This is a genomic window from Pseudomonas corni (assembly GCF_057128765.1).
The window spans coordinates 40,378-62,276 of record NZ_JBSKHW010000013.1 but is presented as its reverse complement, the minus strand read 5'-3'; the positions used below and the strand labels follow the sequence as shown (position 1 = coordinate 62,276).

Genomic DNA, 21,899 nt, shown 5'->3' with positions numbered 1-21,899 from the left:
AGGAAAGCAGTTCGATGCCGCAGGTGGATCCAGATTTGTTCGATCGCGGTCAGTTTCAGGCCGAACTGGCGCTGAAGGCGAGCCCTATAGCTGCGTTCAAGAAAGCCATCCGTCAGGCGCATGAAGTGCTGGACGCACGTTTCAAATCAGGCCGCGACATCCGCAGACTGATTGAGGACCGCGCCTGGTTTGTCGACAACATCCTGCAAAAGGCATGGGATCAGTTCAACTGGAGTGAAGACGCCGACATTGCGCTGCTGGCAGTCGGCGGCTATGGGCGTGGCGAACTGCACCCCTATTCCGACATCGATTTGCTGATTCTGCTGGACAGCGCCGACCACGAAGTTTTCCGCGAGCCCATCGAGCGATTTCTCACGCTGCTTTGGGACATCGGCCTGGAAGTGGGGCAAAGTGTGCGCTCGGTCGATGAGTGCGCCGTTGAGGCGCGCGCCGATCTGACGGTGATCACTAACCTGATGGAAAGCCGCACCATTGCCGGGCCGGAGCGACTGCGCCAGCGCATGTTGGAAGTCACAAGCCCGAGCCAGATGTGGCCGAGCAAGGAATTCTTCCTGGCCAAACGCGCCGAACAGAAGAATCGCCATCACAAGTACAACGACACCGAATACAACCTGGAGCCCAATGTAAAAGGTTCTCCTGGCGGACTACGCGACATCCAGACCATTTTGTGGGTTGCCCGTCGCCAATACGGGACGTTGAATCTCCACGCGCTGGCAGGCGAAGGCTTCCTGCTGGAGAGTGAAAACAACCTGCTGGCCTCGTCCCAGGAGTTTCTCTGGAAAGTGCGCTACGCCTTGCACATGCTCGCGGGGCGCTCCGAGGATCGGCTGCTGTTCGACCACCAAAGCACCATCGCACGATTGCTGGGTTATCAGGACAGCGATGCGAAACTGGCGATCGAACGTTTCATGCAGAAGTACTACCGCGTGGTGATGAGCATCGCGCAACTGAGCGATCTGATCATCCAGCACTTCGAGGAAGTGATTCTTTCGGACGATCAAAACGAGCTCACCGAGTCGATCAACTCGCGCTTCCAGCTTCACGACGGCTACATCGAAGCCACGCACGCGAACGTCTTCAAGCGCACGCCGTTTGCGATGCTCGAGATTTTCGTGCTGATGGCTCAACGCCCGGAAATCAAGGGCGTGCGCGCAGATACCATTCGTCTGCTGCGCGAGCACCGGCATCTGATCAACGACGACTTCCGCAACGATATTCGCAATACCAGCCTGTTCATCGAGTTGTTCAAATGCGAGATCGGCATCCATCGCAATCTGCGGCGGATGAATCGTTACGGCATTCTGGGGCTTTATCTGCCGGAGTTCGGCCATATCGTCGGGCAAATGCAGCACGACCTGTTCCACATCTACACCGTCGATGCCCACACACTTAATCTGATCAAGCACCTGCGTAAGTTGCAGTACACGCAGGTGTCGGAAAAATTCCCGCTCGCCAGCAAGATCATGGGCAAATTGCCCAAACCCGAGCTGATCTACCTGGCGGGCCTGTACCACGACATCGGCAAAGGCCGTGGCGGCGATCACTCAGAGCTGGGCGCACTTGACGCCGAAGCGTTCGGGATTCGCCATCAGTTGCCCAATTGGGACACCCATCTGATCGTGTGGCTGGTACAGAACCACCTACAGATGTCGACCACCGCCCAACGCAAGGATTTGTCTGATCCGCAGGTGATCCACGATTTCGCCCAGTTCGTCGGTGACGAAGTGCATCTGGACTATCTGTACGTGCTGACCGTGGCCGACATCAATGCGACCAATCCGACACTGTGGAATTCATGGCGCGCCAGCCTGTTGCGCCAGTTGTACACCGAAACCAAACGCGCCTTGCGACGCGGTCTGGAAAACCCGGTGGACCGCGAAGAGCAGATTCGCCGCACGCAAACCGCTGCGCTGGACATATTGGTGCGCAACGGCACTGATCCGGACGACGTCGAGCAGCTGTGGTCGCAGTTGGGGGACGACTATTTTCTGCGTCATACCGCAGGCGACGTGGCCTGGCACAGCGATGCCATTCTGCAGCAACCTGCCGACGGCGGGCCTTTGGTGTTGATCAAGGAAACCACCCAGCGCGAATTTGAGGGCGGCACGCAGATATTCATTTATGCGCCGGACCAACATGATTTCTTTGCGGTGACCGTGGCCGCCATGGATCAGCTCAACCTGAACATCCATGACGCCCGCGTCATCACATCGAGTAGCCAGTTCACCCTCGACACCTACATCGTCCTGGACAGTGAAGGCGGCTCGATCGGTGACAATCCGCAGCGCATCAAGGACATTCGTGAAGGTTTGACTGAAGCGCTTCGTAATCCGGACGATTACCCGACGATTATCAAACGCCGTGTACCGCGCCAGCTCAAACATTTTGCCTTCCCGCCTCAGGTCACGATTTCCAACGATGCCCAGCGGCCTGTGACGTTATTGGAACTGAGCGCTCCAGACCGGCCGGGATTGCTCGCGCGTATCGGCAAGATTTTTCTGGAGTTCGACCTGTCGCTGCAGAACGCGAAGATCGCCACCTTGGGCGAGCGAGTGGAGGACGTTTTCTTCATAACTGATGAAAACAATCAGCCGCTTTCCGACCCTCAATTGTGTATGCGCTTACAGGCAGCCATCGTTGAACAGCTAAGCGTCACGCAAGAGCCCGCCGTCGAGGGTCGCATCAGCATCTGATTGGCCAGAACATTTGATTTAACGGCGCCCGCGTTTCGCTCGAGCGAACGCAGCCGCCCCGCTTATTGAGACTGATATCCGATGAACAACGCCCTGCAACAGCTTCAGCCCTACCCGTTCGAAAAGCTGCGTATCCTGCTTGGCGACGCCACGCCGAACCCGACCAAGCGTCCCATTGCTCTGTCCATTGGTGAGCCTAAGCACAAGTCGCCTGCCTTCGTGGCCCAGGCATTGGCCGACAATCTCGATCAGATGGCGGTGTATCCGACGACGGCGGGCATCCCGGCGCTTCGCGAAGCTATCTCCGGCTGGTGCGAGCGCCGCTTCGGCGTACCGGACGGCTGGCTTGATCCAACGAAAAACGTTTTGCCGGTCAACGGGACCCGTGAAGCGCTGTTCGCTTTCACCCAGACCGTTGTCAACCGCAGCGACGATGGCCTTGTGATCAGCCCCAACCCGTTTTATCAAATTTACGAAGGCGCAGCGTTTCTTGCCGGTGCTCAGCCGCACTATCTACCGTGCCTGAAAAGCCATGGTTTTAACCCCGACTTTGACGCGGTATCGGATGACATCTGGGACCGCTGCCAGATTCTCTTCCTTTGCTCCCCCGGCAACCCTACAGGCGCGCTAATCCCGTTGGAAACGCTGAAGAAGCTGATCGCGCTGGCCGACAAGCATGATTTCGTAATCGCCGCAGATGAATGCTACAGCGAGCTTTACTTCGACGAAGAAACTCCTCCTGCCGGTTTGTTAAGCGCGTGCGTCGCTTTGGGCCGTAAGGATTTCAAGCGTTGCGTGGTGTTCCATAGCCTATCCAAGCGTTCCAACCTGCCGGGCCTGCGTTCGGGCTTCGTCGCAGGCGATGCCGAAATTCTCAAGGCGTTTCTGCTGTATCGCACCTATCACGGCTGCGCCATGCCGATTCAAACCCAGCTGGCGAGCATCGCAGCCTGGAGTGATGAAGAACACGTGCGCGCCAATCGTGCGCTGTACCGCGAAAAATTCGACGCCGTGCTCGATATCCTCTCGCCGGTCATGGACGTACAGCGCCCGGACGGCGGTTTCTATCTATGGCCCGACGTGGGCACCGACGACGCCGCATTCTGCCGCGACTTGTACACAGCGGAACACGTGACCGTTGTGCCGGGCTCGTACCTTTCTCGGGAAGTAGACGGTTTCAATCCGGGGGCTGGCCGCGTGCGTCTGGCATTGGTCGCGCCATTGGCGGAATGTATCGAGGCGGCTGAGCGGATTCGTAGCTTCATCAAGGGCTGAGGTCCGGGAAAACAGGAGCGGTCATTCTCCTTCAAAGCTGAACGTCGAAGGCAATACATATGTAGTGCCTCGGCGTGATCTCAGTGCTAGATAATCGAACTTCCTATCTAAGTTTCACGAACAAGGAAGTTCGAATATGAGTGACGTTCAACTGTGTTTCGCACGCCCGTACAAAGACGTACAAGCGTCGTATGAAGCAGCTATTGAAGAAAACCCCGCTAACGGTGGTGCGCCCATCCCGGGCAGGCGCAAAAAACGGGCAGTCGCTGCATTTTCGCGACTATGGGCAAATGGCCGCACGCTTAAAATCGCGTTTACCGATGACGACCTTACCGATTCCCACCAACAGGCAATTATGCGTGCCATCAACCAGTGGCAACCCTATGTCAGTCTGGTGTTTGAATTCATCGACGGTCGAGAGGGGGCACCCGAATATGGTAAGGGAGACATCCGCATCACGACCAATGTTGGCCCTGACCTCAACTACACGCTCATCGGCACCGACGCCAGACTCAATGATCCATGGACGCCCACCATGGTGCTGGGTGTAAATCCAGACGATCCAAAATTCGAATCTATCGTCATGCATGAGTTTGGTCATGCGTTGGGGGCTGAGCACGAGCACCAACACCCGGAAGCGAATATTCCTTGGGACTTGCCTGCCGTGTACGCGTACTACGCTGCAGCCGGCCACACCAAAGAGACCGTCGACGAATCCGTCCTGAGCAGACTCGAGTCAGGCCCCTCGACCTATACGGCCTACGACAAGGATTCGATCATGCATTACCCCATTCCGAACAAGATCACCCTGGGCGACTGGGAGGTGGGTCAAAATCGCAAGCTAAGCGAAAAGGACAAAGAATTCATGCGCAAGGCTTATCCAAAAATGTGATCAATAGAAACTGCCGGGGGTTCTGCTTCCGACAGGCTCGATCCGTCGTTAGCGTCGTTCAATTCCAGTTTTCGAAACACTAGCAATATGTAGCACCTGGTCGTGAACAATCTCCTTAACGTGAGTGAACGATCACCGTCAGTAGCTGACAGGTGATCGCTTCATTCACCCATCGCCCATACAAACGGCGACCCTTCTTGCGAAGGGAGTTAAGGAATACCCATGAGCAACCTTGTATTACATCCGTGCAGCGTTCTGAGACCGGACGATCCGCATTCCTCCTACGCAGCAGCCATACATGAGGACCCGAACAATGCCAGCATCGCCGTCATCGACTCGGCGGGCAGAACGCTCGCGAACCAACCCCGACTGATTACTGCGCACAGCAAATACTGGATTCCAGGCCGGACGCTAAAGATAAAGTTCATAACGCCTGCCTTCGATTTCTTCTATCGAGCCATCTTCGACGCGGCGTGCGAATGGCTGTCGCATATCAATCTCAAGTTTGTGTTGGCGCCTGAAGAAGATTGCGAAATACGCATCGCGCTGGACTGGAAAATCAATGGTAGCGCCATTGGCACCGACGCCATGCTGGCCTATTCGGACCAGAGCCTGCCTACCATGGGCTTCAACGTCAGCGAATTGATCGACATGAGCAAATTAGCGCTGCCGACCGGACGAACACTGTTTCGCTTCGACACCAGCAAAGTCTGGCTGCCGGATTTCAAGAGAATCGTGCTGCATGAGTTTGGTCATGCCTTGGGTGCCGAACATGAACATCAGCACCCGGACGCCAACATCCCTTGGGATGAGGACAAGGTCATAAAGGCATTCAAGGGCAGCGGGGTTACCGAAGAGAACGTTCGTTGGAACATGCTCAGAAAGCTAAACTCCGGCGATTACGCCTATTCAAACTATGACCCGACGTCAGTGATGCACTACAACGTACCTAAGAAGTTTACCCGCAATGACTTCGAGATCGACAACAGCGGCAAAACCCTGAGCACTAAAGACATTGAGTTCATGGCCGGAATATACCCCCAGGCGTCCGCAAACCAGGAGGCTTAACAGCGCTACCTGCCCTGCCCCAGATTGGCCTCGCTCAGGTCCAGTTCAGCCAATATCTGCGCGAGGACGTCATCGCCGATCTGGCGATGACGATGCAGCCGGTAAAGCTCAAGCCGTTGAGCTCGCAGCGCCTTGACGCGCATTTTGCGTTCCAGCACGTCCATCTGAAAGGCCAGCGCCTGTGCTTCCGCAGTGTCGTTGAATATCTCCAGCCGGTGCCGATATTCCGACATGATCCGCGCCTTCACCTCGGTGGCGAGCACGGCTTGGGCTGCGTCCGGCGAGAGCGTAGCGTCGGTCATTTCTTCGCTTTCCAGGGCGTGAATCGCGGCTTCAGCAGTGTGTTTCCAGGCGTCACGGACTTCGCGCTTCAACTTCAGATCGGGCTGATTTTCCACCCCTCGCAGCAGCAGCGGCAGCGCAATACTGGCAGCGACCAGCGATAGCAAAATCACCCCGGCGGCGATGAAAATAAGCAAATCGCGCTCGGGGAAGTTCACACCCGCCGCAATCAGCATCGGCACCGACAATGTACCGGCCAGGGTGACTGCCCCGCGCACACCACCAACGGTCAACAGCAATGCCGAACGGGTAGTCGGTTCCAGTGATTCGTCGCCGCGTCCGCGCCAGCGCCTGATCGCAATCATCAGACGCCATGAGCTTTGAACCCAGATATAACGTAGCGCGATCAGCACCAGGAAAATCGCCAGTACATCAAGGCAACGCCACATCAGCGTCGGCCACAGTGCCGTCTGGTCGTGAGCGACAGCGCCGATGATGTCCGGCAACTGCAAACCCAGCAGCAAAAAGATCAGCCCGTTGAAGGCAAACTCCAGGAGTGTCCAGACGCTGCGATTAAGCAGACGGGTACTGGTTTGACGAGGCAGCAGATCGACCCAACTTTGCATCATCCCGGCTGCCACGGCAGAAAGAATGCCCGAGGCGCCCAGTTGTTCGGCGAGCACGTACGCCGCAAAGGGCACAAGCAGCATGAACACCACGTGCGTTGCCGGGTCGTCCCAGCCTCGCGCGATCATCCAGCTGCGAAATCGCCCTACCAGCCAGCTCAACGCCACACCCACCGCCAAACCACCCACTGCCACTAATACGAAGGTCAGGCTGGCGTCGGCCAGAGAAAATACGCCGGTGATCGCAGCGGCCAGGGCAAACTTGAACGTCACCAGACCAGACGCATCGTTCATCAGCGCTTCGCCTTGCAGCAAACGCATGATAGGCGCGGGCAAACGGTCTTGAGCAATGGCCGAAACTGCCACGGCGTCTGTAGGCGAAAGCACTGCTGCCAGTGCGAAAGCGACCGGGAGTGGAATGGTCGGCAAAATCCAGTGGATAAAATAACCGGCACCGACGACGGTGAAGATCACCAAGCCGACCGCTAGCGTAAGAATTGGCCCGCGATAACGCCAGAGATCACGCTTAGGCATGCGCCAACCGTCTGAAAATAGCAGTGGAGGCAGGAACAAGAAGAGAAAAAGCTCGGGATCAAGGGCCACGTGCAGACCCAGTGTCGGCCAGGCCAGCAAGGCTCCGGCAGCGATCTGCACCAACGGCAATGGCAACGGAATGACCCGTGCCACTAACCGGGAGAGGCCTACCAGCGTCAACAAAATAAGGACGGTATAGGCTGTTTGCATCGGCGTACTTTCCTGATCGGACGAGTGGAGTAAGTCGTCCGGAGACTGACTGCGCTGCAGCTTCGAAGTGCCATCTTAACGGGTTAAGCTGTCATTTCGCTGTTACCCATGGGTATAAACAGACCGCACACAGGTATCGACCGGATAAACCCGCCAGCGGGCCAAGCCCAATCGGTTTGGTCGTGGCATAATCCGTGACCGTTTTTTCCAACTCCTCACCGGCGACACGTTCATGGCTGATGAAATCAACACGTTGCACCTGTTCGGGATCAAAGCGTGCGACACGATGAAAAAGGCTCGCACCTGGCTCGATGAAAAATCGGTGAATTACGATTTCCACGACTATAAAGCGGTAGGCATTGATCGTGAGCACCTGACTCAATGGTGCAACGAGCACGGATGGCAAGTGGTGCTCAATCGCGCCGGCACGACCTTCCGCAAGCTCGACGACGCTCAGAAAGCCGATCTCGACCAAGAGAAGGCCATCGAACTGATGCTCGCGCAACCCTCAATGATCAAGCGCCCCGTGCTGGATCTTGGCGGCAAAACCCTGATTGGTTTCAAACCCGAACTGTACGCAGCGGCTATCGCCTGATTGAGATAGCCTTTAATCGTTAAGAGGTATTTACATGTCCACTTCCCTGTTCAGCCTGGCCTTCGGCGTTGGCACACAAAACCGTCAAGGCACCTGGCTGGAAGTGTTTTACGCTCAGCCACTGGTTAATCCGTCGGCTGAATTGATCGCCGCGGTCGCACCTGTCCTGGGCTATACCGGCGGCAACCAGGCCATCGCATTCAATACCGATCTGGCCTCCAAACTGGCCGACGCACTGAAATCCGTAGACGCGGTTCAAGCAGCCCTGCTGACCCGTCTGGCCGAAAGCCACAAGCCGCTGGTCGCCACATTGCTGGCCGAAGACGCCACGCTGACCTCAACGCCTGAGGCTTACCTGAAGCTGCATCTGCTGTCCCATCGTCTTGCAAAACCTCACGGCCTGAACCTGACCGGCATCTTCCCGTTGCTGCCGAACGTGGCGTGGACCAGCCAGGGCGCAGTTGATCTGGTTGAACTGCCTCAGCGTCAGCTTGAAGCGCGCTTGAAAGGCGAGCTGCTGGAAGTGTTCTCCGTCGACAAATTCCCGAAAATGACCGACTACGTTGTGCCGAGTGGCGTGCGTATCGCTGACAGCGCGCGCGTTCGTCTCGGTGCTTACATCGGCGAAGGCACCACCGTCATGCACGAAGGTTTCGTCAACTTCAACGGCGGCACCGAAGGTCCGGGCATGATCGAAGGTCGCGTGTCGGCTGGCGTATTCGTTGGCAAAGGTTCGGACCTGGGCGGCGGTTGCTCGACCATGGGCACCTTGTCCGGCGGCGGCAACATCGTGATCAAAGTCGGCGAAGGCTGCCTGATCGGCGCGAACGCTGGCATCGGCATCCCGTTGGGCGATCGCAACACCGTTGAATCCGGTCTGTACGTCACCGCCGGCACCAAGGTCGCGCTGCTCGATGAAAACAATGAGCTGGTCAAAGTGCTGAAAGCGCGTGACCTGGCCGGTCAACCTGACCTGCTGTTCCGCCGCAATTCGCAGACCGGCGCCGTGGAATGCAAAACCCACAAGTCGGCCATCGAGCTGAACGAAGCGCTGCACGCTCACAACTGATCGATGCTGCGTGCGGGTTCGGAGCCTCTCGGGCTTGGAACCCGCCCACCGAGTTCCTGAACATGTTGCTTCCCTCTCCCTGGCGCGCTGACTTTCCAGCCATCGCCGCCTTGCAACGGCAAGGCCAGACGTATCTGGACAGCGCCGCCACCGCTCAAAAACCGCAACGCCTGATCGACGCCTTGAGCCACTACTACGGCAACGGCGCGGCCAACGTTCATCGGGCGCAACATTTGCCCGGCGCACTGGCCACTCAAGCCTATGAAGACACTCGCCATAAAGTCGGCCAATGGCTCAATGCCGGTTCAGCCGGACAAGTGGTGTTCACCCATGGCGCGACCTCGGCGTTCAACCTGCTGGCTTACGGGCTGGAGCACCTATTCGAACCCGCCGATGAAATCGTCATCAGTGCCCTGGAACACCACGCCAATCTGTTGCCGTGGCAGCAACTGGCGCAGCGCCGGGGTTTGAAACTGGTGGTGCTGCCGCTCGCTGAAAATGGCCTGATCGATCTGGATGCGGCGGCGTCTCTCATCGGCCCACGCACGCGCCTGGTGGCGGTGAGCCAGCTGTCGAACGTGCTGGGTGCCTGGCAACCGCTGGCGCAATTGCTGGAGCTGGCTCAAACCCATAATGCGATTACCGTGGTCGATGGTGCGCAGGGCGTGGTCCATGGTCGACAGGAGGTAGCGGCACTGGGCTGCGATTTCTACGTTTTTTCCAGCCACAAGCTGTACGGGCCGGACGGTGTCGGCGTGCTGTTTGGTCGGCATCAAGCGCTGGCAATGTTGCGTCACTGGCAGTTTGGCGGCGAAATGCTGCTGCAGACGAGCTATCACGACGCGACCTTCCGCCCCGCTCCCCTTGGATTTGAAGCAGGCACTCCGCCCATTGCCGGGGTGATCGGCCTGGGGGCAACGCTCGATTACCTCAGCAGTCTGAACGGTCTAGCCATCGCGGAGCATGAGGCAGGCCTCCACGCCCTCTTGCGCGAAGGTCTGCTCACCCGGACCGGCGTGCAACTGCTCGGCAGCCCGACCCTGGCCCTCGCAAGCTTTGTGGTGGAAGGCGTACACAACGCTGATCTGGCGCATTTGCTCACCGAACAAGGCATCGCGGTACGCGCCGGCCATCACTGCGCAATTCCGCTGCTGAACAGTCTGGGCCTGGCCGGGGCGATTCGAGTGTCGCTGGGGATGTACAACGATTCCGACGATCTTGAGCGGTTCTTTTCCGCTCTGGATCAGGCGTTGGAGTTGCTGCGATGAGTTTGCCAATCGACGCACAGACAGCGCTGGAAACCTTCAGCGCGCCCTTGAGCTGGGAGCAGCGCGCCCGATTGTTGATGCAATGGGGCGAGCGCTTGCCTGCCTTGGCTGAAGACGAAAAAACCGATGAGCATCTGGTCGACGGCTGCGAAAGCAAAGTCTGGTTGCTGGCCGACTTCAAGGACGGCCGCTGGCAGTTTCGCGCGGCGAGTGACGCGCGGCTGATTCGCGGGCTGGTGGCGCTGTTGCTGGCACGAGTCAACGGCTTGTCGGCGGCCGAGCTGCAAAGCGTCGACCTGAACCACTGGTTCGATCAATTGGGGTTGAGCCGCCAGCTCTCCCCTTCGCGCAGCAACGGTCTCAATGCCGTGCTGCAGCGGATGCGTCAACTGGCGGGCTGAGCGGCTTCGCTTGCTTTGATGCGGTCGGATGGACGTCGCACGCCAGCGACGATTTTATCCACCGCTTTGGTCGCCGCGACCATCCCGAACGTGGCTGTCACCATCATCACAGCGCCAAAACCGCCAGCGCAATCAAGCTTCACCCCATCGCCGACGAAGCTTTTTTGCAGACAGATGCTGCCATCAGGTTTCGGGTAGCGCAGCTGTTCGGTCGAGAACACACATGGCACGCTGTAATGGCGAGTGACGGTGCGTGAGAAGCCGTAATCGCGGCGCAGGGTCGAGCGTACTTTCGAGGCCAGCGGGTCGTTGTAGGTACGGTTGAGATCACAGACCTGAATCAGCGTAGGGTCGATTTGTCCGCCTGCGCCGCCAGTGGTGATGATCTGTATCTTGCGGCGCTTGCACCAGGCGATCAGCGCGGCCTTGGCGTTGACGCTGTCGATGCAGTCGAGCACGCAGTCGATGTCTGGCGTGATGTACTCAGCCATGGTCTCGCGGGTGACGAAATCGGCTACCGCGTGGACGACGCAGTCGGGGTTTATCTCACGCAGGCGGTCGGCCATGACCTCGACTTTTACGCGCCCGACGGTGCTGGTCAGAGCGTGCAATTGACGGTTGCTATTGCTGACGCAGACGTCGTCCAGGTCAAACAGCGAGATTTCTCCTACGCCACAGCGAGCCATGGCTTCCGCTGCCCACGACCCCACGCCGCCGATGCCGACCACTGCCACATGCGCCGCGCGCAGGCGTTCCAGGCCCTCAATGCCATACAACCGGGCGACGCCAGCGAAACGCGGATCTTCTGTGCTCATGACCAATCCCCCAAAAACCGGCGCGCATTATAGGTCTTGCGCGCGGCCTGTAGGAGCGAATTCATTCGCGAGCCGCCGATCCATCCGACAAAGGGGGGCAGGTCGAGAAAACCTTCGCGAATAAATTCGCTCCTACAGCAGATGCCACCCGGTAGAATCTTCCTACACCAAAAACTGAATAGAACTTCACGCTGTGTAGGCTGCCAAATACCCAGCCTACCGAAGCTCTTCGGTGATCGCTTGTTCCACCCTTCGGAACCCGAAACATCTATGCCATCGCGTAAATTTGGACTCAACCTAGTCGTGGTCGTGGCTATCGCCGCGCTGTTCACGGGCTTCTGGGCGTTAATCAATCGCCCGGTAACCGCGCCCAACTGGCCGGAACAAATCTCTGGCTTCTCCTATTCGCCCTTCCGCCTTGGACAAAACCCACAGAAAGGCGTGTACCCGTCCGACGACGAAATGCGTCAGGACCTGGAGCTGATCAGTAAACAAACCGACAGCATCCGCATCTATTCGGTTGACGGCCCTTTGGGCGACATTCCAAAACTGGCGGAAGAGTTCGGCCTGCGGGTGACGCTAGGTATCTGGATCAGCCCCGACCAGGAACGCAACGAGCGGGAAATCACTCGCGCCATCGAACTGGCCAACACCACCCGCAGCGTCGTGCGGGTGACGGTGGGTAACGAAGCCCTGTTTCGTAAAGAGATCACTGTTCAAGAGCTCATCGCGGTCATTGATCGCGTGCGCGCGGCAGTGAAAGTCCCGGTGACCACGTCCGAGCAATGGCACATCTGGAAAGACAATCCCGAGCTGGGCAAGCACGTAGATTTGATCGCCGCGCACATTCTTCCCTATTGGGAATTTGTGCCCATGGCCGACGCCGGGCAGTTCGTTTTTGACCGTGCGCGAGAGCTCAAACGCATGTTCCCGAAAAAGCCGTTGCTGCTGTCAGAAGTTGGCTGGCCGAGCAACGGACACATGCGCGGCGGTGCTGACGCGACCCCTGCCGATCAGGCGGTCTATCTACGCACACTGGTCAACAAGCTAAACCGTCAGGGCTTCAACTACTTCGTCATCGAAGCGTTCGACCAGCCGTGGAAGGCCAGCGACGAAGGTTCGGTCGGCGCGTATTGGGGCGTCTACAACGCCAACCGCCAGCAGAAATTCAATTTCGAAGGCCCGGTGGTCGCGATCCCGCAGTGGCGCGTACTGGCTACGGGCTCAGCAGTGCTGGCGATGTTGTCGTTGGCGCTGCTGCTGATCGATGGCTCGGCCCTTCGTCAGCGTGGTCGCACCTTCCTGACCTTCATCGCGTTTTTGTGCGGGTCGGTGCTGGTGTGGATCGGCTACGACTACAGCCAGCAATACAGCACCTGGTTCAGCTTGCTGGTGGGCTTTTTGCTAGCATTGGGCGCGCTGGGCGTGTTCATCGTCTTGCTCACGGAAGCCCATGAACTGGCGGAAGCGGTATGGACCCACAAGCGGCGTCGCGAATTCCTGCCGGTGGAAACGGACAGCGCCTACAGACCGAAAGTGTCCATCCACGTGCCGTGCTACAACGAGCCGCCGGAGATGGTCAAACAGACCCTCAACGCACTTGCCGCTCTCGACTATCCAGACTTCGAAGTGCTGTTGATCGACAACAACACCAAGGACCCCGCCGTCTGGGAGCCGGTCAAAGCACACTGCGAAATGCTCGGCCCGCGCTTCAAGTTCTTCCACGTCGCGCCACTGGCAGGGTTCAAAGGCGGCGCGCTCAATTACCTGATTCCGCACACAGCCGCTGACGCTGAAGTCATTGCCGTGATCGATTCGGATTACTGCGTTGATCGCAACTGGCTCAAACACATGGTCCCGCATTTCGCCGACCCGAAAATCGCCGTTGTGCAGTCTCCGCAGGACTATCGTGACCAGAACGAGAGCACTTTTAAAAAGCTCTGCTACTCGGAATACAAAGGCTTCTTCTACATCGGCATGGTCACTCGCAACGACCGCGACGCGATCATTCAGCACGGCACCATGACCATGACCCGTCGCTCTGTGCTCGAAGAACTTGGCTGGGCCGACTGGTGCATTTGCGAGGACGCCGAACTGGGGCTGCGGGTGTTCGAAAAGGGTTATTCGGCTGCTTACGCTCACAACAGCTTCGGCAAGGGGCTGATGCCCGACACCTTCATCGACTTCAAGAAACAGCGTTTTCGCTGGGCCTATGGCGCCATCCAGATCATCAAGCGCCATGCCGCCAGCCTGCTGCGTGGCAAAGACACCGAACTGACCCGCGGTCAGCGTTATCACTTCCTCGCGGGTTGGCTGCCGTGGGTGGCGGACGGCATGAACATCTTCTTCACCGTCGGCGCATTGATGTGGTCGTCGGCGATGATCATTGTGCCCAAGCGCGTCGATCCGCCGTTGCTGATTTTTGCGATCCCGCCACTGGCGCTGTTCTTCTTCAAAGTCGGCAAGATCATCTTCCTTTATCGTCGCGCCGTGGGCGTGAACCTGAAGGATGCGTTCTTCGCCGCGCTGGCCGGGCTGGCCTTGTCGCACACCATCGCCAAAGCGGTGCTATACGGCTTCTTTACCACCAGCATTCCGTTCTTCCGGACGCCGAAAAACGCCAGCAGCCATGGCTTCCTGGTCGCCATTTCCGAGGCCCGCGAAGAGATGTTCATCATGTTGCTGCTGTGGGGCGCGGCGCTGGGGATTTGCCTGGTACAAGGCTTGCCGAGCAATGACATGCGCTTCTGGGTCGCCATGCTGTTGGTGCAATCGTTGCCATACCTGGCCGCGCTGATCATGGCGTTTCTGTCGTCGTTGCCTAAACCCAAGACTGTGATTGAGCCGGTGACGGTCTAAAGCGGGTAAATGCATAGCCAAACGGCGGCCTTTGGGTCGCCGTTTTGCTTTAAGATAAGCGCCTTTTTCCGCTGTAGGAGCGCGCTTGCCCGCGATTGCGGTGCATCAGTCAATGCATCGGCGTCAGGACAAATGCAATCGCGGGCAAGCGCGCTCCTACAAGATCACACCCATTTCATCGGATCTTCCATGACAGCCCCAGCCGACCTTTCGCCCACTCTTCAACTCGCCTGCGACCTGATCCGCCGGCCATCGGTCACGCCGCTGGATGCCGATTGCCAGGCCGTCATGATGAAACGCCTGGGCGATGCCGGTTTTACGCTGGAGCCGATGCGCATTGAGGATGTGGATAACTTCTGGGCGACCCACGGCACGCAGGACGGTCCGGTGCTGTGCTTTGCCGGTCACACCGACGTGGTCCCCACCGGCCCGGTCCAAGCCTGGCAGAACGATCCGTTCAGCGCTTTGATCGATGAAGACGGCATGCTGTGTGGCCGTGGCGCCGCCGACATGAAGGGCAGCCTGGCCTCCATGATCATCGCCACAGAGCGGTTCGTCGCCGATCACCCCAACCACAAAGGCAAGATCGCTTACCTGATCACCAGCGACGAAGAAGGTCCGGCGCACCACGGCACCAAAGCGGTGGTGGAGCGACTGGCGGCGCGCAAAGAGCGGCTGGACTGGTGCATCGTCGGTGAGCCGTCAAGCACCACGCTGGTGGGCGATGTGGTGAAAAACGGCCGTCGCGGCTCGTTGGGCGCGACCCTCACCGTTCGCGGCATTCAGGGCCACGTCGCCTATCCGCATTTGGCCAAGAACCCGATTCACCTCGTCGCCCCTGCGCTGGCCGAATTGGCCGCCGAGCACTGGGACGAAGGCAACGCATTCTTCCCGCCGACCAGTTTTCAAATTTCCAATCTCAATTCCGGCACCGGCGCGACCAACGTGATTCCGGGGGATCTGGTGGCGGTGTTCAATTTCCGTTTCTCCACCGAATCAACCGTCGAAGGTCTGCAGAAGCGCGTTGCCGACATTTTCGACAAGCATCAACTGGATTGGCACGTTGAATGGGCGCTATCCGGCCTGCCGTTTTTGACCGAACCCGGCGCGCTGCTTGATGCAGTGGCAGCCAGCGTCAAGCATGTCACCGGTCGTGAGACCAAAGCGTCCACCAGCGGCGGCACCTCGGACGGTCGCTTTATCGCCACGCTTGGCACCCAAGTGGTCGAACTGGGGCCGGTCAACGCAACGATTCATCAGGTCAACGAGCGCATTCTGGCGAGCGATCTCGACGTGCTGACCGAGATTTACTACCACACCCTGGTTAAGTTGCTCGCGTGATGCTGACTTGCCCGATTTGCTCAGCGCCGCTGGATGCTGCGGATAACGGCGTGGTCTGCCCAGCAGGCCACCGTTTTGACCGCGCGCGCCAGGGTTATCTGAACCTGCTGCCGGTGCAGCATAAAAACAGCCGCGACCCAGGCGACAATCAAGCCATGGTCGAGGCGCGCCGGGATTTCCTCAACGCCGGGCATTACGCGCCGGTCGCCAAGCGCTTGGCTGAACTGGCCGCCCAATACGCGCCGCAGCGCTGGCTCGATATTGGTTGCGGTGAGGGTTATTACACCACGCAGATCGCTGAGGCACTGCCAGATGCCGAAGGCTATGCGCTGGACATCTCCCGCGAGGCCGTCAAACGCGCTTGTCGCCGCAACCCGGCGTTGACTTGGTTGATCGCCAGCATGGCCCGCGTGCCATTGCCGGACGACAGCTGCCAGTTCATTGCCAGCGTGTTCAGCCCGCTGGACTGGCAAGAGGCCAAGCGCTTGCTGAGCAAGGGCGGCGGACTGATGCGTGTAGGACCGACCAACGAACACCTGATGCAATTGCGCGAACGGCTGTACGACGAAGTGCGTGACTACGCCGATGACAAACACCTGGCACTGATCCCCGAAGGCATGACCCTTGCGCACAGTGAAACCCTGCGCTTCACACTCAGCCTGGTGGATGGTCAGTCCCGCGCTAATCTGTTGGCCATGACGCCCCACGGTTGGCGCGCCAGTGCCGAACGCCGAGCTGCGGTCATCGAGCAGGCCGAGCCTTTCGAGGTCACGGTGTCGATGCGCTACGATTATTTCGTTCTGCAATGACGCACAAGCCGCAATTTCAAAGGGCTGCCTGGGTAGCCCTGTTTCAAGACTGAATCCGCGAATGGATTTTCAAGATCACCGACGAGGCATCCATGCGCCAACCTGACATCGAGATTTACCTGAAAGACAGCGACGTTGATCACAAAGCCATCACGGCTTGGCTCACGTCGGCCATTGGCCCGTGCAGCGACTGGGCTCAACAGGGCCAGACCTGGAAATGCAACACTGCCGGAATTCCGGTGACGTGGGTCCCCAAAGCCGTGGGCAAGTGGAACAGCCTGCTGCTGGAAAGCGATCAAACCCCGTGGGAAGACGACATCGCTTGCGGCCGTGCCGCATTCGCCGCGTTGAACGTGGAAGTGCGCTGCGCGCCCGGGACCTGGGTCGAAGAAGAAGCAGACGAAGCGGCAGATCGCTGGATTCGCATCAGTGCCGACGGTGAAGAAGAAATCACCTGGCGCACGGCGTAACCCGGTAGGAACGCGCTTGCCCGCGAATGCGCTGTGTCAGCCATAACAATGTTGGCTGAAAGAAAGCTATCGCGGGCAAGCGCGCTCCTACAATAAGCGGCGCCATTAGCTGACTTTGCCCATCCCCCCCATATGCGGCAAACTGGCGCCCTCGCGGGCCTCGCCCCCTTTCAGCAGATTCCGTATGACCCGTTCCCCGTTGCGCCGTCTTGTGTTCGGCACCGTGCGTCGATTGCTGTACCTCTGGGTTCGCTCGGAAACGATCAATCAATCCTCGTTCACCCTCAATCTGGACCGCAGCAGGCCGGTCTTCTACGCCCTGCAAAACCCGTCCATCAGCGACTTGGCGGTACTCGACACCGAGTGCCGCAAGGCCGGTTTGCCAAGGCCCGTGCTTTCGGTGGCGGTGGGTGATCTGACGGAGCCTGCGGCGTTCTTTTACCTGACGCCTGCGCCAGACTGGCTGGGGCGACAGGACAAGCGAGGCGCGCCGCCAACGCTGGAGCGGCTGGTGGGCGCGGTAACCCAAAATGCGACTGAAGACGCACAGATCATCCCGGTCAGCGTGTTCTGGGGCCAATCTCCGGACAAGGAAGACAGCCCGTGGAAGCTGCTGTTCGCTGACAGTTGGGCGGTCACCGGACGGCTGCGCAAGTTCATTACCATCCTGATCCTGGGCCGCAAAACCCGCGTGCAGTTTTCGGCGCCGATTCATTTGCGCGAACTGGTCGACGAAAACAAAGGCTACGAACGCACCGTGCGCATGGCCCAACGTCTGCTTCGGGTGCATTTCCGCAATCTGAAAACCGCCGTCATCGGTCCTGACTTGTCACACCGACGCAATCTGGTGAAGGGTTTGCTGGCGGATCCGATGGTCAAGCAGGCGATCCTGGAGGAAGCAGAACGGGAGAAAATCCCGGAGGCAAAAGCCCGGGAAAAGGCCCTGCATTACGGCAACGAAATCGCTTCGGACTACACCTACACGGTGATCCGCTTCATGGAAGTGGTGCTGAGCTGGTTCTGGAACAAGATTTACGACGGCATCAAGGTCAGCCACATCGAAGGCGTGCAGAACGTCGCCCAAGGCAACGAAATCATCTACGTGCCGTGCCACCGCAGCCACATCGATTACCTGCTGCTGTCCTATCTGCTGTTTCGCAACGGGCTGACGCCGCCGCACATCGCCGCTGGCATTAACCTCAACATGCCGGTGATTGGCGGCCTGCTTCGACGCGGCGGCGCGTTCTTCATGCGCCGTACCTTCAAGGGCAACCCGCTCTACACCGCCGTGTTCAACGAATACCTGCACACCCTGTTCACCAAAGGCTTCCCGGTTGAATATTTCGTCGAGGGCGGGCGCTCACGCACAGGGCGCATGCTGCAACCCAAGACCGGCATGCTCGCAATCACTCTGCGCAGCTACTTGCGCAATTCCAGAACGCCGATCGTCTTCGTCCCGGTGTACATCGGCTACGAACGCGTCCTGGAAGGCCGCACTTACCTGGGCGAACTGCGTGGCGCAGCGAAGAAGAAAGAGTCGATCTTCGACATCTTCAAAGTCATTGGCGCGCTCAAGCAGCGTTTCGGCCAGGTATCCGTCAATTTCGGGGAGCCGATCAAACTGGCCGAATTTCTCGACCATCAACAACCCGATTGGCGCGCGCAGGCGCTTGGCCCGCAGTTCAAACCGGCGTGGTTGCACGAAACCACTCACCGTCTGGGCGAACGCGTGGCTCAGCATCTGAACGAAGCGGCGGCGATCAATCCCGTGAATCTGGTGGCGCTGGCGTTGCTGTCAACGCAAAGACACGCCCTGGATGATCAAGCGTTGGCGCGTGTGCTGGACCTGTATCTGACCCTGCTGCGTCGCGTGCCGTACTCGCCGCACACCACGCTGCCTGAAGGGGATGGCCGCGTGTTGATCGAGCACGTCAAAGGCATGGACCTGCTGTCCGAGCAGAAAGACGCGCTGGGCAAGATTCTGTATCTGGACGAGCCGAACGCCGTTCTGATGACCTACTACCGCAATAACGTGCTGCATATTTTCGCCCTGCCCTCCTTACTGGCGAGCTTCTTCCAGAGTTCGTCGCGCATGAGTCGTGAGCAGATACTGCGCTACACCCGCGCGTTATATCCGTATCTGCAGTCGGAGCTGTTCATTCGCTGGCCGATGGATCAACTGGACGCAGTGGTTGATCAATGGCTGGAGGCGTTCGTTGAACAAGGCTTGCTGCGTTTCGAGAACGGGGTATATCTGCGTCCGGCGCCGAGCTCACGCCATTTTGTGCTACTGACATTGTTGTCCCGAGCGATTGCTCAGACGTTGCAGCGCTTCTACATGGCTATCGCGCTGTTACTCAACAGCGGTCAACACACGCTGAGCGCCGAGGAGCTGGAAGACCTGTGTACGGTCATGGCCCAACGGCTGTCGATTTTGCATGGATTGAATGCTCCGGAGTTCTTCGATAAAAGCCTGTTTCGTCACTTTATTCAGTCGCTGCAAGATCAAGGTGTGGTTCGCAAGGACGAAGCCGGCAAACTTGGTTACCACGAACTGCTGGGTGAGCTCGCCGAGGGCGCGGCGAAGCGTGTTCTGCCTGCGGAAATTCGTTTGTCGATTCGCCAGGTTGCACTGCACCGCAATGAAGAACCTGAGCCTGAGGGCAACGCTGGTTAAGTGGGAAAAATCCCCTCCCATCGTGATCCCCGTCCTTAAACAGAACAGGAAACAAGGACGGGGATTTTCGGTCCTGAAATCGGCGCTAGGCTGAAGCTCACGTCAATACCGACGTAATCGATAAGGATATCGATCATGAACGACAAAACCGAAATCACCGTCATCTTTCACATGCCCGCTGGCTATGTTCTGCCACACAAAGACGTGCTTGTTCATGTCACCGCACACGATATTTCCAACCCGGATAGCTCACGCACCGTACTGGAATCGTCCAGCTATCAAATGCCGACGTTTCCATGGCGCGTCGTATTTACCCTCGAAAAAACCAACACACCAATCTGGGAGCTTGAGCACTCAGTCAACGTCAGCATTTTCCATAAAAAGAAACCGTTATTGTTGGAGTGCGAGCATGTGCTAACACTGACCGGCGATCGGGAACATCACGTGTTTCTAAGCCCGGAAGGCTACGTGTATGCCGATATCATTGATCCGCCTAATCGCGCACGTTCTGCCGGGGCAACCTGGTCAGCCGTTTTGCATGAAGCCGACGATTCGACCGCGGTCATTGGTAAGTCGACTAGCGATTGGGAAGAAACGGGGGCGTACGTCAGCTACGATCCAGCGAGGGTCAAGCCGGGTAAGAAGTATGCAATCACCGGTTATGAGAACGACCGGGGCGTAAAGGCTGCGCTGACGATCCATCCGGAGCAAATCGACCTGACTGCGTGATAGCAATTAAATCAGCTCCCTTTGAGGGCAGATAACTCATTGTACTTTCCGTAGAATCTGCAGCGGCGTCCGGGATCATCCGGGCGCCGTCGATACGGAGATCCCGATGAAAAAACTGTCGCTCACGCTTCTTACCATGCTCCTTGCAGCGTGTACGCATGCCCCGGATAACCTTCGCGGCAGCCTCGATGGCGAAGTGTTCTACCTGCAACGCATGGCGCTGCCGCCAACTGCGACGCTGACCGTCAGCCTGCAGGACGTGTCGCTGGCAGACGCGCCGGCGCAAACCCTGGCCAAACAAAGCGGACCGATTCAAGGGCAGGTGCCGATGCCGTTTCACCTGACTTACGATCAGAAACAGATCCAGCAAGGTCACACCTACTCGGTCAGTGCGCGCATCGAGGTGGATGGCAAGCTGCTGATGATCAGCACCGAACGCTACAGCGTGGACCTGACACTAGAAGAAAAACCGCCCGTGCGTATTCGTTTGAACCCGGCGCGCTAAGCTCCATTACACGCCCCCATTTTTGAAAAGGACGCTGCTCATGCTGCTTCGCACCCTTACGTTCACCGGCCTGTGCGCTGGCCTGTTGCTCTCGGCCAATGCGTTCGCGCTGTCGCTGGGCGATCTCTCGCAATCGGACGCCACGGGCGGTCTGAAAGACGCGCTAACCCAAGGCGCGCAAGTCGCGGTCAAGCAGTTGGGGGTGCCGGGCGGCTTCAGCAATAACCAGGACGTGCGCATCGAACTGCCGGGCAACCTGGGCAAAGTGGCCAAGAAAATGAAGCAGTTCGGCATGGGCGCGCAGGTCGATCAATTGGAAACCAGCATGAACCAGGCCGCTGAAGCCGCTGTGCCTCAGGCCCAGGCGCTGCTGGTGGATGCTGTGAAGAAGATGAGTGTGGAAGATGCCAAGGGCATTCTCAGCGGCGGCAAGGATTCAGCGACCCAGTACTTGAGCAAAACCAGCCGCGAGCAGATTCGCACCAAGTTCCTGCCCATCGTCAAACAGTCCACTGACAAGGTCGGGCTCGCGCAGAAGTACAACGCGTTTGCCGGTCAGGCTGCGACCTTGGGCGTGCTGGATGCCAAGAGCGCCAACATCGAGGGCTACGTGACCGAACAGGCGCTGAACGGGCTGTTCGAGATGATCGCCAAGCAGGAAGAGAGCATTCGTGCGAACCCGGCAGCGGCGGCGACCAGTCTGGCGAAGAAGGTTTTTGGCGCACTTTAACGGGTGGTGCTTCATCTGTAGGAGCCAAGT

At 58.4% G+C, this 21,899-nt stretch carries 18 protein-coding genes; 16 read left to right on the top strand and 2 right to left on the bottom strand.

Going from position 1 to position 21,899, the window contains the following annotated elements; all coding sequences use genetic code 11:
• The first annotated feature begins 14 nt into the window (after positions 1–14).
• From ACWKV9_RS19585 to ACWKV9_RS19570, 4 genes are all read left to right on the top strand, one after another.
• Positions 15–2,714, top strand: coding sequence for a [protein-PII] uridylyltransferase (locus tag ACWKV9_RS19585; RefSeq protein WP_483837792.1), 2,700 nt, complete (start codon positions 15–17; stop codon positions 2,712–2,714).
• Positions 2,715–2,795: 81 nt separating this feature from the next.
• Positions 2,796–3,989 (top strand): succinyldiaminopimelate transaminase, encoded by a 1,194-nt coding sequence (gene dapC, locus ACWKV9_RS19580; RefSeq protein WP_483837791.1) that lies wholly within the window; start codon positions 2,796–2,798, stop codon positions 3,987–3,989.
• 136 nt (positions 3,990–4,125) lie between these two features.
• Entirely contained in the window at positions 4,126–4,881 is a 756-nt protein-coding gene (locus tag ACWKV9_RS19575) for a zinc metalloprotease (protein ID WP_483837790.1), read from the top strand.
• 222 nt (positions 4,882–5,103) lie between these two features.
• Entirely contained in the window at positions 5,104–5,949 is an 846-nt protein-coding gene (locus ACWKV9_RS19570; protein ID WP_483837789.1) for a M12 family metallopeptidase, read from the top strand.
• A 5-nt stretch (positions 5,950–5,954) separates the two neighbouring features.
• On the opposite strand, the gene ACWKV9_RS19565 is transcribed toward ACWKV9_RS19570, so the two are convergent.
• Positions 5,955–7,601, bottom strand: coding sequence for a Na+/H+ antiporter (locus ACWKV9_RS19565; RefSeq protein WP_483837788.1), 1,647 nt, complete (start codon positions 7,599–7,601; stop codon positions 5,955–5,957).
• A gap of 232 nt (positions 7,602–7,833) precedes the next feature.
• Here ACWKV9_RS19565 and ACWKV9_RS19560 point away from each other — a divergent pair, with 232 nt between their 5' ends.
• From ACWKV9_RS19560 to ACWKV9_RS19545, 4 genes are all read left to right on the top strand, one after another.
• Complete coding sequence (locus ACWKV9_RS19560; RefSeq protein WP_483837787.1) at positions 7,834–8,196, top strand: ArsC family reductase; 363 nt, start codon at positions 7,834–7,836, stop codon at positions 8,194–8,196.
• A gap of 34 nt (positions 8,197–8,230) precedes the next feature.
• A complete protein-coding gene (gene dapD / locus ACWKV9_RS19555) occupies positions 8,231–9,265 on the top strand; it encodes a 2,3,4,5-tetrahydropyridine-2,6-dicarboxylate N-succinyltransferase (protein WP_483837786.1) in 1,035 nt (344 codons plus the stop codon).
• A 62-nt stretch (positions 9,266–9,327) separates the two neighbouring features.
• Positions 9,328–10,533: an aminotransferase class V-fold PLP-dependent enzyme gene (locus tag ACWKV9_RS19550; protein ID WP_483837785.1), complete on the top strand. Its 1,206-nt coding sequence runs from the start codon at positions 9,328–9,330 to the stop codon at positions 10,531–10,533.
• Positions 10,530–10,934, top strand: a complete 405-nt coding sequence (locus ACWKV9_RS19545; RefSeq protein WP_483837784.1) for a SufE family protein — start codon at positions 10,530–10,532, stop codon at positions 10,932–10,934. Before ACWKV9_RS19550 ends, ACWKV9_RS19545 begins: the two co-directional genes overlap by 4 nt.
• Here the strand turns inward: ACWKV9_RS19545 and tcdA are convergent.
• Positions 10,919–11,749 carry a tRNA cyclic N6-threonylcarbamoyladenosine(37) synthase TcdA gene (tcdA, locus tag ACWKV9_RS19540; protein WP_483837783.1) on the bottom strand — a complete coding sequence of 277 codons (831 nt, stop codon included), beginning with the start codon at positions 11,747–11,749 and terminating at the stop codon, positions 10,919–10,921. The genes ACWKV9_RS19545 and tcdA overlap by 16 nt on opposite strands.
• Before the next feature lie 270 nt (positions 11,750–12,019).
• On the opposite strand from tcdA, the gene ACWKV9_RS19535 reads away from it, so the two are divergent.
• From ACWKV9_RS19535 to ACWKV9_RS19500, 8 genes are all read left to right on the top strand, one after another.
• Positions 12,020–14,608, top strand: a complete 2,589-nt coding sequence (locus ACWKV9_RS19535) for a glycosyltransferase (protein WP_483837782.1) — start codon at positions 12,020–12,022, stop codon at positions 14,606–14,608.
• 189 nt (positions 14,609–14,797) lie between these two features.
• The gene (gene dapE / locus ACWKV9_RS19530; protein ID WP_483837781.1) at positions 14,798–15,949 is read left to right on the top strand and encodes a succinyl-diaminopimelate desuccinylase; all 1,152 of its coding nucleotides are present in this window, start codon (positions 14,798–14,800) and stop codon (positions 15,947–15,949) included.
• Entirely contained in the window at positions 15,949–16,758 is an 810-nt protein-coding gene (locus ACWKV9_RS19525; protein WP_483837924.1) for a putative RNA methyltransferase, read from the top strand. Before dapE ends, ACWKV9_RS19525 begins: the two co-directional genes overlap by 1 nt.
• A gap of 92 nt (positions 16,759–16,850) precedes the next feature.
• Complete coding sequence (locus ACWKV9_RS19520; RefSeq protein WP_483837780.1) at positions 16,851–17,228, top strand: hypothetical protein; 378 nt, start codon at positions 16,851–16,853, stop codon at positions 17,226–17,228.
• 184 nt (positions 17,229–17,412) lie between these two features.
• Positions 17,413–19,905 (top strand): glycerol-3-phosphate 1-O-acyltransferase PlsB, encoded by a 2,493-nt coding sequence (gene plsB / locus ACWKV9_RS19515; RefSeq protein WP_483837779.1) that lies wholly within the window; start codon positions 17,413–17,415, stop codon positions 19,903–19,905.
• 135 nt (positions 19,906–20,040) lie between these two features.
• On the top strand, positions 20,041–20,634 hold the full coding sequence (locus tag ACWKV9_RS19510) for a hypothetical protein (protein WP_483837778.1): 594 nt from the start codon (positions 20,041–20,043) through the stop codon (positions 20,632–20,634).
• Between the two features lie 106 nt (positions 20,635–20,740).
• Positions 20,741–21,139, top strand: a complete 399-nt coding sequence (locus tag ACWKV9_RS19505) for a YbaY family lipoprotein (RefSeq protein WP_483837777.1) — start codon at positions 20,741–20,743, stop codon at positions 21,137–21,139.
• 40 nt (positions 21,140–21,179) lie between these two features.
• Entirely contained in the window at positions 21,180–21,869 is a 690-nt protein-coding gene (locus tag ACWKV9_RS19500; RefSeq protein WP_483837776.1) for a DUF4197 domain-containing protein, read from the top strand.
• Positions 21,870–21,899 lie beyond the last annotated feature (30 nt).